The sequence below is a fragment of the Pseudoselenomonas ruminantium genome, from assembly GCF_900104055.1.
Lineage (GTDB): Bacteria > Bacillota > Negativicutes > Selenomonadales > Selenomonadaceae > Selenomonas_A > Selenomonas_A ruminantium_C.
The window spans coordinates 1-12,267 of record NZ_FNJQ01000022.1; the positions used below are offsets into that span (position 1 = coordinate 1).

The window sequence follows — 12,267 nt, forward strand, 5'->3', positions numbered from 1 at the left end:
TGCAAAAACAGGGCATGACACAAAGTATGTCCCGTGTAGCCCACTGCATTGACAATGGGCCTATGGAAGGATTTTGGGGTATTCTCAAGCGTGAAATGTACTATGGCAGGCGTTTTACCAGCAAAAGTAGCCTCATGAATTCAATTAAAGCCTACATCCATTATTACAACAACAGGCGTGTGCAACGTAATCTCGGAATCCTAACGCCGATAGAGAAACACAGCTTGTATTTAGCCGCATAAAAAGACCGGCAGACGAATCTGCCGGCCAAAGAAATTTTATATTTTTTTATTGTCCTCTTGACGGGTAGCAGTTCAATTTTTGACTGGTCAATCTGCATTTCCTAGTGACTTGCCACCACGTTGTTATTATCTTTTTTCTCCTGCTTAGGCCCGCGTTCCTTGGCTACGGCCAGCATGAGTTTGATGCGGTTGAGCTGGTTGACTTCACTGGAACCGGCATCGCAGTCGATAGCAGTGATGTTGGCTCCCTTGTAGGCGTTGCGCAATTCGTGCATGACGCCTTTGCCCGTGATATGGTTGGGCAGGCAGCCGAAGGGCTGCAGGCAGACCACATTGGGCACGCCTTCGTCGATAAGCTTGACCATCTCGCCGGTCAGGAACCAGCCTTCGCCAGCCATATTGCCCAGGCTTACATGGCGGGAAGCCAGTTTCGCCGTGTCATAAATAGATTGGGGCGGCAGGAAGTGTTTGCTTTCCCGCAGAGCTTTCTTCATGGGACGGCGGAAGAATTCAATCATCTTGATGAACATCTTGCCGAATACCTCTTCCTTGTAGGAGCCCGCCAGCAGATTCCGCTTGGCAATGGCATCATAGGCAGAATAAAGGAAGAAGTCCACAAAGTCCGGCATAACCACTTCGGCCCCTTCGTCCATGAGTACCTTCTCGATATGGTTGTTGGCCACAGGATGATACTTCACGAGGATTTCCCCCACGATGCCCACCTTGGGCTTCCAGAGGTCTTCCTGCACGGGCAGATGGTCGAATTCCCTGACCATGGCCTTGATATTGTTGCGGAAGCGGAAGTAATTGCCCCGCACGATTTCTTCCTTGGCCCGTTCCATCCACTTGTCAAAGAGTTCCTTGGTAGAACCTTTGGTGATCTCATAAGGCATGGTGCGGTTGCGCACATTCATCAGTGTATCACCATATACTGCTGCCTTGATGGCATCCACCAGCATGCTGCGGCCCATATGGAAGGAATCCGTTTCCTCCTTGAGGCCGTGGACGGCGAATACCGGCACCTGTGGAAAACCAGCATGCTTCAATGCCTGCCGCAGGACGCTGAGATAGTTCGTGGCCCGGCAGGCACCGCAGGTCTGGAACAGCATGATGCTGGTATGGTCGGGGTCGCAAAGGCCATCCTTCAAGGCGGAAATCAGCTGGCCGATAACCACGATAGCGGGATAGCACATATCGTTATGCACATACCGCAGGCCTGTATCAATGGCATGCTTATCCGGCATAGGCGGAATCACAGCCTTGAGACCATGCTTTCTGAGTACGGTCTGAAAAAGTTCAAAATGAATAGGGGCCATCTGCGGTGCAAGTACCGTATGGGTTTTCTTGCAATCCTCCGTGAAATGCGGGCGCTCAATCTCCGCCACAGCCCGATAGGCCACAGGCTTCTTGCGGGCCAACGCAGCCATCAGGGAACGCAGGCGGATACGGGCTGCGCCGAGGTTGGATACTTCATCGAGCTTGATCATGGTGTAGATGCGCTGATGTTTCTCCAGGATATCCTTGACCTGCTCCGTGGTCAGGGCATCGAGGCCGCAGCCAAAGGAGCTGAACTGAATCAGGGTAAGGTTCGGATGCTCCGCCACGAACTGCGCCGCATGATACAGGCGGGCATGATAGCTCCACTGATTGACCACCTGCAAGCGCTGGGCCTTGACCGGCAGATGATAGACCGCATCTTCCGACAGGATAGGCAGCTTGTAGGACTGAATCATCTCGGGAATGCCATGGTTGATTTCCGGGTCCACATGATAGGGACGCCCCACCAGCATGATAGCCTGCTGGCCGGTGCGTTCGATATGCTCCAGAATCTTCTTGCCGTATTCCCGCACATCATCCCGGTAATGGGCGATTTCCACATAACCTGCTTCCACCGCGCCAGCGATTTCCTGCCTGCTGATGCCTTCTTTTTTGCCCAATTCTTCATACAGGCGGGCAATCAGGCGCTTCTTATCGTGAATGGGAACAAAGGGCTGGATGAAGTCAATGTTTTCCTGCCGCAGCACATCCATATTGCCCCGGATATTTTCAGCATAGGACGCCACAATCGGGCAGTTGAAATGATTGTCCGAATCATGCACCTCGTCCTCCATATTGTAAGGAGCACAGGGATAGAATATCTTCTTGATGCCCTTCTCTACCAAATCCATGATATGACCATGGGTAATCTTGGCAGGATAGCAAAGGGAATCCGAGGGCACGGTGGCCATGCCCTTATAATACATCTTTGCACTGGATTTACCCGACAGTTCCACCCGATACCCCAGGAAGGTCAGGAACGTGAACCAGAAGGGATAATCCTCATACATATTGAGCACGCGCGGGATGCCGATGGTGCCCCGGCTCGGATGTTCCAACGGCCGGTAGTATTTGAAGACTCGCTTGTACTTATAGGCATAGATATTGGGTGTCTCTTCCTCGGTCTGCTTCTGGCCGCCAATGCCCCGCTCACAGCGGTTGCCCGTGAAGTATTTGCCCCCATCGGGGAATTTCTGCATGGTGATCAGGCAGCTGTTGCCGCAGCCCTTGCAACGGTAAGAGCTGGTGTCCACATGGAATTCCTGCAATTTGTCAAAGGGCAGGATAGCCGATCGCTCCTGACCGCTTTCCAACGCCAGGATAGCAGCACCATAAGCCCCCATAAGGCCGGCGATATCGGGACGGATAACCTCCCTGTCCAGCAGCTTTTCCATACAGCGCAGCACGGCATCATTATAGAACGTGCCCCCCTGCACAACGATATGGTCGCCGAGTTCCCGCACATCCTTGAGCTGCATGACCTTGAACAGCGCATTCTTGATGACAGAAAAGGCGATACCAGCGGAGATATCCGCCACCTCAGCGCCTTCCTTCTGGGCCTGCTTGACCTTGGAATTCATGAACACCGTACAGCGGGTGCCCAAATCCACCGGTGCCTTGGACTTCAATGCCTTCTTGGCAAACTCTGCCGGTGTCATGGACAGGCCCTCGGCAAAGTTCTGGATAAAGGAACCGCAGCCCGCCGAGCAGGCTTCGTTCAGCGTGATATTGCCGATACTGCCGTCCTTGACGAAGAAGCACTTCATATCCTGACCGCCGATATCCAGCACGAAGGTAACCTCCGGACAGAATTCCTGCGCCGCCCGCAGATGGGCAAAGGTCTCTACCTCGCCGCCGTCCGCATGGAGCGCAGCCTTGACAATGGCCTCGCCATACCCCGTGGTCATGGTGCTGGCAATATAGGCAGAGTCCGGCATAGCCTGATAGAGGGCCTGCATCTCCCGCACCACGGTGGAGAGCGGCGATCCCTGATTGCTGCCATAGGAGGTATAAAGAATCTCCTTGTCTTTGCCAATAGCAGTTATCTTGGTGGTGGTGGAACCTGCATCAATGCCCACATAGACCGGGCCCTGATAATTCTGGAAATCCCCCCGCTTTACCTTATCCCTGTCGTGACGGGCCTTGAATTCCGCGTATTCCGCCTCGCTGGCAAACAGGGTAAAATCCGCTTTACGGGTTTCGCCAGCCGCCGCAGCCTTGGCCTGAGCAATGCCCTGTTCCAGACGGGCCACGTCGATTTCCTGCGCTTCCTCAGACAGAGCCGCACCCATGGCCACGAAATAATTGCCATAATCCACGCTGACCACATGGCCATTATCTAATTTGAGTGTTTCGATAAAACGTTTGCGCAATTCGGGCAAAAAATGCAACGGGCCGCCCAAGAATGCCACATGCCCATCAATCGGACGCCCCTGCGCCAGATTGCCAATGGTCTGGTTGACCACGGCCTGGAAGATGGACAGGGCAATATCGGCCTTTTCCGCACCATCGTTCATCAAAGCCTGGATATCCGTCTTGGCAAAAACGCCGCAGCGGGAAGCAATGGTATAGATCTGCCTGCCTTTCGCCGCCAGCTCGTTAAGGCCAGTGGCATCTGTCGAAAGCAGGGAAGCCATATGGTCGATAAAAGAACCGGTGCCCCCGGCACATACGCCATTCATGCGCTGTTCCGGCGCCTCGCCGAAGTAGGTGATCTTGGCATCCTCGCCGCCCAATTCCACCACGGTATCCGTCTGCGGAATGAGATTCTTCACCGCCGCCGCACAGGCAATAACCTCTTGCACAAAGGGCAGGCCAATACGCTGTGCAATGCCCATGCCGGCTGAACCCGTAAGCGCAAAGGTGAATTTCTTCTCGCCTACCAAGGACTTCAACTGCGTCAGGTTCTCCTGCAACGCATTGCCAATTTCTGAAAAATGCCGGGCATAGTTCTTGTAGAGAATATTCTTCTCATGATCCAGCACTACCAGTTTGATGGTCGTGGAGCCCACATCTATACCCACATTCAAAAGGGACTTCATAGTTTCACCACCTGAGATATTTACATAAAGCTAGATGAAAAAACCTCCGATTTTTCATCAGCCCTTGCACGAAATCTAAACGATTCTGCGCCTTACAGGCTGGACTCGCAAAGATTTCGTAGTAGAGAACCTCTTTTTCAGGTTCCTTTCATATTATATAAAATTCAATCCTTTGGTGCAAGGAAATTAATCACTTTGCATATAAGGAGCCGTGAACTCCCGTACCGTCTTGAAATACAACTCCTCATCCTTCTGACAGGCCACGCCGTGTACGGCATCGTGAATCAGCAGCAAACTCTTATCCGGGGCTTTAGCATCCCGATAGAGCTGTTCCGCCATAGCCGGCGGCACCAAGGCGTCTTTCGTCCCATGGATAAACAGGATGGGTACCTTCGCATGCATCACCGCCACTTCGGGCACGGCCTGATTCAGGCTGAAGCCCGCCACCTGTTGGCAGCGCCAGTCCAGGAGATTCATAGCCGGGAACGCCGGCAGACCTAAAGATTCGTGGATCTGATGCACGAGCAGGTCAAAAGCGCTAGTATAGCCGCTTTCCTCCACGCAAGCTGCTACGTTAGCAGGCAAGTCATCATCATCGCAGGCCATCATTACCGTGGCGGCCCCCATGGATACACCATGCATGATGATCTTGGCCTGGGGATAGTAGAGCGCAATACGCTTAGCCCAATCCACCATATCCTGACTTTCCTTATAGCCCATGGTCAGATAGCGTCCCTCACTCTTCCCTGCCGCCCGCAGATCCGGCGTCAGCACATGATAGCCCATGCGCAGGTAATACGTGGCAATGTAATAGGAATTCTCCTGTGTACCGCCGTAACCATGGACCACAATGGCCCACTTCTTTCCTCCATTATCTTCATCGGGATAAAAATGCGTGGCCTTGAGGATGAGATTATCCCGGGATGTCAGCGTCCATTCTTCATTGGTATAATCCGGCTTATCATAGTGACGCGCCTCCGGCGGCATCAACAGGGCAAAGGCCCGCGGCGGCTCCTGTGGATTTTCCACCGTACCACGTTCCAGCCCAAAATGCACCGCATAATTGCCGACAAAATATCCTGTTCCCAAAACAAAGGCCGTAACCAGCAGCACCGTGGTCACCAGCGCAGTCAGGATACAGGATAAAACTGTTTTATGCATGGAATCACCTTTCAAAATCAAACTCAAATCAGACAAATATGATTTTATTGTAACATTGTTACGAGCTTTTTTCCATAGGGCATGAGGGTACGAAAACAGCCCGGGGACAGATACTGTTTTTCCAGAGCGTTTGGCGCTTGCGTCTCAGCGTTGGAAAAATAGTATCCGTCCCCGGGCATCTTCATATATCGAACTAAACCGTATTACTTGCCTGCCTGCATCCGATTGATGGCACTGAAGAGTGCCTGAATGGACGCGGTGATGATATCCGTATCCATGCCGGCCCCCCAATGAGTTGTGCCAGCTTCATCTTTGATGCCGATATAGGCAATAGCCTTGGAATGCTGGCCTATTTCGAGTGCATGCTCACTGTAGGTGAGGTCCTTGTACTTCACGCCCAGATTCTTCTGCAGGGCGTTGGAAACAGCATCCAGCCGGCCATTGCCCTTGGCGACGAAAGTCTCCGGCTGGCCGTTGATCTTGAGGTCAACTGTACCGGAACGAGTGCCGTCCGGTTCTTTCTTGAGCAGGAAGTCCACGAGCTCATAAGGCTCGGCGATATTGACATACTCATTCTGGAAAATCTGATAGATCTCATCCGGCATAAGCTCCTTGTGCTTGTGGTCGGAAACAGACTTGACGCGGTAGCCGAAATCCTCACGCATCTTCTTGGGCATATCGATGCCGTATTTCTGCTCCATGATGAAGCCCACGCCGCCCTTGCCGGACTGGCTGTTGATGCGGATGACATCGCCATCGTACTCGCGGCCGACATCCTGTGGATCGATATAGAGATACGGCAAGGTCCATTTGTCCGGGTTCTTCTCGTCCTTCCACTTCATGCCCTTGGCAATCGCATCCTGATGGGAACCAGAGAAAGCGGCAAAGACAAGCTTGCCCGCATAGGGCTGGCGGTAGCTGACCTGCATGCGCGTCAGGCGCTCATATGTATCTACAAGGTCCGACATATGCGAAAAGTCCAGCCCCGGATCGACGCCTAATGCAAACATATTCATGCCCACAGTCACGATATCCACATTGCCCGTGCGCTCGCCATTGCCAAACAGCGTGCCTTCGACGCGGTCAGCACCGGCCAGCAGGCCCATTTCTGTATCGGCTACGCCACAACCGCGGTCATTGTGGGGATGGAGGGACAGCACCACATTGTCACGGTATTTCAGATGCTTGTTCATATAGGCAATCTGCATGGCATAGACATGGGGCATGGACATTTCCACGGTTACCGGCAGGTTGATGATGGCCTTGCGGTCAGCAGTCGGCTGCCATACATCCAGCACAGCATTGCAGACTTCAAGCGCATATTCCGGTTCCGTACCCGTGAAGGATTCCGGCGAATACTCGAAACGGTAGTTCTCGCCCGCTTCTTCCGTGAGCTCTTTGAGGAGTTTGGCACCTTCTACGGCAATCTGCTTGATCTCCTCCTTGGACTTGCGGAACACCTGCTCACGCTGTGCCACGGAGGTTGAATTATAGACATGTACGATGGCATTCTTGACGCCCTTGAGGGCTTCGAAAGTCTTGCGGATGATATGTTCGCGGGCCTGCGTCAGCACCTGGATGGTCACGTCGTCCGGAATCAGGTCATCTTCCACCAGACGGCGCAGGAATTCATATTCCGTTTCCGAAGCAGCCGGGAAACCAACTTCGATTTCCTTGAAGCCCACCTTCAGCAGCATCTTGTAGAATTCCAATTTTTCATCCAGATTCATGGGAATGATCAGGGCCTGATTGCCGTCCCGCATATCCACACTGCACCAGACTGGTGCCTTGTCGGGAGCATCTTTCTTCGCCCATTCCAGATCGATTTCCGGCGGCATGAAATAACCTTTGCTGTACTTCTGATAATTCATCATCGGCTTTCCCCTCCATATCAAAAAAAATCCCTTCGCCTCCCAGGCAGGGAGACGAAAGGATTTACTCTATCAGCTTACAAAATTTACGCGTTTCCCTGTGTCGTATACTACGATAACACACAGCGCATATTTTGGCAAGCATTTTGTATATTTTTGTAAACCATTACATGTAATCGGCGGAAGTTTTCTTCTTCTGCTGTTTGAACATGCCGAGTTTCGCCGCAATCCATTCCATGGCGACGAAGAACACCGGAATCAGGAAGATACCGAGAGCCGTAGCAAAGAGCATACCGCCCACTACCGCCACGCCCATGCCGTTACGGGCTGCCGCACCGGCACCACTGGCAATCGCCAACGGCAGACAGCCGATGATGAAGGCAAACGACGTCATGAGGATTGGGCGCAGACGCAGGCCAGCCGCTTCGATAGCCGCTTTGACCGGCTCCATGCCACGGTCCACACGAACCTTGGCGAACTCGACAATCAGGATGGCGTTCTTGGCTGCCAAACCGATGATCATGATGACACCAATCTGCATGTAAACGCTGTTCTGGAGGCCGGCATTCTGATGGCCGCACATAGCTTCCAGCATGGACAAGCCATATTCAGAAATCAGTGCGCCCATGATGCCTGTCGGCACCGTCAGCAGTACCGCAAACGGTACGCTCCAGCTTTCATAGAGAGCTGCCAGACACAGGAATACGAATACTAACGCGAGCGCCAGCACCTGGAAGGTGGAACTTGTCGCCTTGGCCTCTTCACGGCTCTGTCCGGACCATTCAATGTTGAAGCCGTTGGGCGCATTCTGCTCCACTACTTCCTTGATGGCAGCCATGGCCTGGCCGGAGGAATAACCTTCCCCGGCATTGCCCTGAATGTTGATAGCCCGGGCACCATTGAAACGGGAAATAGAGGTTGGGCCGGAACTTACGCGGGGTTTCAGCAGCGTATCCAGCGGTACCATGGTACCGGAGGAGCTCTTGACATAAACGAACTTCATGCCATCCGCTTCACTGCGATAGTTCATATCCGACTGCAGCATGACCTTGTAGGTACGACCGAACTGATTGAAGTCGTTGACCTGCGCGCCGCCAAAATTCACCTGCATGGCCGTGAATACGTCAGACATGCTGACGCCCAGTTGCTTGATCTTTTCGCGATCAATATCGTACTCATAGGTCGGTGCCGTCATCTTGAAGGTTGTACGCACGCCCTTGAGTTCCGGACGCTGGTTGGCTGCAGCGATGATCTTGCCCGTGATATCAGCCAGTTCCTGGTCTGTATGGCCGGACATATCCTGCAGCTGCAAGCTCCAGCCGCCGACAGATCCCAGACCGGGCAGAGCCGGTGGGTTCATGGCAATAACCGTCGCTTCCGGCGCAAGTTTGGCGCCAATGCCGAACATAGCACCTACGGCTGCACTAACCGACTCATCACCGCCGGGACGCTGCGACCAGTCCTTCATGCCCAGGACCACCAAACCAGCGCTGGGCTTGGAACCGCCACCCAGGATATCAAAGCCCGTGATGGCCATGACATTTTCCACGCCTTTGACGCCCTTGGCCGCAGTGGCCACCTTGTCAATGGTCTGCTGGGTGACGTTCATGGACGTACCCTCCGGCAGCTGCACTGCCGCAAAGAGATAGCCCTGATCTTCATCTGGAACGAATGTCGATGGCAGTACCTTGTAAAGCGCACCAGAGATGATGCAGACAATTACCATAAAGAGGATTGCCAGACGCGTGCGGCGTATGAACTTCGCTACCACGCCCATATAGCCGCGCTTCGTACGCTCAAACCAGGCATTGAATTTCACGAAGAACTGTCCCAGAACACCTTCATCATCCTTGGCCTCATGGCGCTTCAGGATCATAGCACAGAGTGCCGGCGTCAACGTCAAAGCGACGAAGGCAGAAAGTGCCATGGATACGGCAATAGTCAAAGCGAACTGACGATAAAGGATACCAGTCATGCCACCTAAGAAGGCTACCGGCACAAACACGGCTGCCAGTACGAAGGCGATAGCCACAACCGGGCCCTGTACTTCAGCCATGGCACGTTCCGTGGCATCAATCGGCGTCAGGCCTTCTTCCATATGCTTCTCGACGTTCTCGATAACCACGATAGCATCATCGACGACGAGGCCGATTGCGAGTACCATGGCGAAAAGCGTCAAGGTGTTAATGGAGAATCCCAGCAATACGAAGGCCGCCATGGTTCCAATCAGCGATACCGGCACAGCCAGCAACGGAATCAGCGTTGCCCGCCAGTTCTGGAGGAACAAGAAGATAACGAGTACCACCAGCAGGAGTGCTTCGGCAAAGGTTTCCAGCACTTCCTTGATGGAAGCATTGATATAGTTCGTGGAATCGAAGATCTGTGCCATTTCCAGTTTGGGCGGCAGAGTCGGTCTTGCCTTGTCCAGAACGGCACGGACACCGGCTACTGTCTGCATGGCATTGGCATCACTGGTGAGGTTGATACCGAAACCGACAGACGGATAGCCGTTGAATTTCGAGATGATGGCACTGGATTTTTCACCGGTTTCCACCCGGGCCACATCTTTCAGGCGGACAAACTTGCCATTATCCGAACGCAGTACGATGTTACCGAACTCTTCCGGCGTCACGAGACGGCCGGCAATCTTGCCCGTGTACTGCTTTTCCTGACCGTTGGCTACTGGCATAGCACCGACCGTACCAGCAGGTGCCTGTACGTTCTGTTCCTTGATGGCCGAAGTAACATCTGCAATCGTCAAGCCTAATTCTGCCAGCTTGTCCGGATTGAGCCAGACGCGCATGGCATAGTCAGAACCGAAGATCTGCACATCGCCGACACCAGACACACGCTTGAGTTCATCCAGCAGATAGATATCGGCGTAGTTTTTCATAAAAGCTCGGTCATAGCTGCCATCCGGTGAGTAGATGGAAAGCATGTAGGCCATGTCGTTGGAAGATTTTTTCGTGGTAACACCAACACTCTGCACGTCACTGGGCAAGCTGGCATTGGCTATGGCCACGTTGTTCTGGACTTTTACGGAGTCCATATCGCCATCCGTTCCTGTCTCGAAGACCACAGACAGGCTGTAACGGCCGCTGTCGTCCGAGTTGGAACTCATATAATCCATACCCTGAGTACCATTGACCTGCTGCTCGATGATCTGCGCCACAGTATCGTTGATAACCGAGGCATTAGCACCCGTGTATGAGGTGCTGACCGAAACCGTCGGCGGAGAAATCTGCGGATACTGCGCAATTGGCAGCTGGAAAGCAGCCAGCACACCAACGATAACGATGATGATCGAGATAACAATGGCAAATATCGGGCGGTGAATAAAGAACTTAGACAAATCGCCGCCTCCTTATTGTTCCGATTTATCCGAAGAACCAGCAATCGCGTTGGAATTGAACTTGGTCATATCCGAAATCAGGGAGAAGCCCATATCCTCAGCTGTTACCATCGTAACATTGAGGGGAACACCTTCCTGCAGGTTAGACAGGCCTTCCACAACCACCATATCTGCAGCCGTCAAACCATCTTTGATGACATAGTAGCTGCCGACCTTTTCACCGAGCTGCACCGTACGGGCTTCGGATTTGCCATCGCCATTGACGACCATGACAAAGGACTTGCCCAGGAGCTGCTGCACAGCACGCTGCGGCACGAGGATGGCATTAGGAATGGTCTGGCCAGAGAGCTTGACTCGGGCAAACATGCCAGGAATCAGCATGCCATTCGGATTGTCAAAAATGGCCTTCATGGTCAGCGTACCCGTATTTTCCGACAGGGAACGGTCCGATTCCACGATTTCCCCTTCCAAAGGATATTGGGTGCCATCGGACAGGGTAATGGTCACCACCGGCTTTGTCTGGCTGCCTCCCTGTACTGCGGCATTCATATAGCTCAGATAATCCGTCTCTGACACATTGAACTTGGCATAGACCGGGCTTGCCGAACCGATGGTCACCAGATTGGTGGAACCGGCACTGGCAAAAGTACCTACGGCCACATCATCCACGGCCAGCTTGCCGCTCATCGGTGCATAAATCGTGGTATCAGCCAAATCCTGTTGCGCTTTGATCAGCATCGCATGATTAGCATCAGCAGCAGCCTGATAGGCGTTTACATTAGCCAGCTGATTGTCATAGGTCTGACGGGAAATCGCATTGGACTGCACGAGCTGCTGATAGCGCCCCAAATCATTCTGTGCATTGCTTAGCGTGGCCTGTGCCTGCGCCAGGTTAGCCTGCGCCTGCCATACAGCAGAAGTATACTGGCGGTCATCAATGCGGTAAAGCGGCTGGCCGGCTTCCACCCATTGACCGCCCTGCACATATTTTTCCACCACATTGCCGGACACCTTGGACTGTACTTTGACTTCGTCCTTCCCCACGATCTGGCCGGCAAATTCACTGGTCAGCGGCGTATCCTGCTGCATGACCTGCATAACTTTGACCTGCGCGCCCTGCATCTGAGCCTGCTGCTGCTTATTACCACAGCCAGCCACTACGAAGCTTGCAGAGATTGCCAGGGATACGCCCAACAGCAAAGCTTTTGTCTTCTTGTTTTTCGGCAAAAACAATTTATGAACCTCCTTTTTCTACATAAACAGAAAGTAAGAGAGCATACTGC

The 12,267-nt window shown here is 53.1% G+C and carries 6 protein-coding genes; 1 reads left to right on the forward strand and 5 read right to left on the reverse strand.

Features of this window, described 5'->3' with window-relative positions:
• Positions 1-242, forward strand: a 242-nt coding sequence (locus BLQ59_RS09755; protein ID WP_143005334.1) for an IS3 family transposase, incomplete at its 5' end; no start/stop codon positions are given.
• Positions 243-343: 101 nt separating this feature from the next.
• Here BLQ59_RS09755 and BLQ59_RS09760 read toward each other — a convergent pair.
• The 5 genes from BLQ59_RS09760 to BLQ59_RS09780 all read right to left on the reverse strand — a co-directional run bounded on the left by BLQ59_RS09760 (position 344) and on the right by BLQ59_RS09780 (position 12,211).
• Positions 344-4,600: a 2-hydroxyacyl-CoA dehydratase gene (locus tag BLQ59_RS09760; protein ID WP_074572758.1), complete on the reverse strand. Its 4,257-nt coding sequence runs from the start codon at positions 4,598-4,600 to the stop codon at positions 344-346.
• 186 nt (positions 4,601-4,786) lie between these two features.
• On the reverse strand, positions 4,787-5,761 hold the full coding sequence (locus tag BLQ59_RS09765; RefSeq protein WP_074572759.1) for an alpha/beta hydrolase: 975 nt from the start codon (positions 5,759-5,761) through the stop codon (positions 4,787-4,789).
• A 203-nt stretch (positions 5,762-5,964) separates the two neighbouring features.
• The gene (locus BLQ59_RS09770; protein WP_074572791.1) at positions 5,965-7,632 is read right to left on the reverse strand and encodes a 2-isopropylmalate synthase; all 1,668 of its coding nucleotides are present in this window, start codon (positions 7,630-7,632) and stop codon (positions 5,965-5,967) included.
• A gap of 166 nt (positions 7,633-7,798) precedes the next feature.
• Positions 7,799-10,984 carry an efflux RND transporter permease subunit gene (locus BLQ59_RS09775; protein WP_074572760.1) on the reverse strand — a complete coding sequence of 1,062 codons (3,186 nt, stop codon included), beginning with the start codon at positions 10,982-10,984 and terminating at the stop codon, positions 7,799-7,801.
• Between the two features lie 12 nt (positions 10,985-10,996).
• The gene (locus tag BLQ59_RS09780; protein ID WP_081342534.1) at positions 10,997-12,211 is read right to left on the reverse strand and encodes an efflux RND transporter periplasmic adaptor subunit; all 1,215 of its coding nucleotides are present in this window, start codon (positions 12,209-12,211) and stop codon (positions 10,997-10,999) included.
• Between the last annotated feature and the right edge of the window lie 56 nt (positions 12,212-12,267).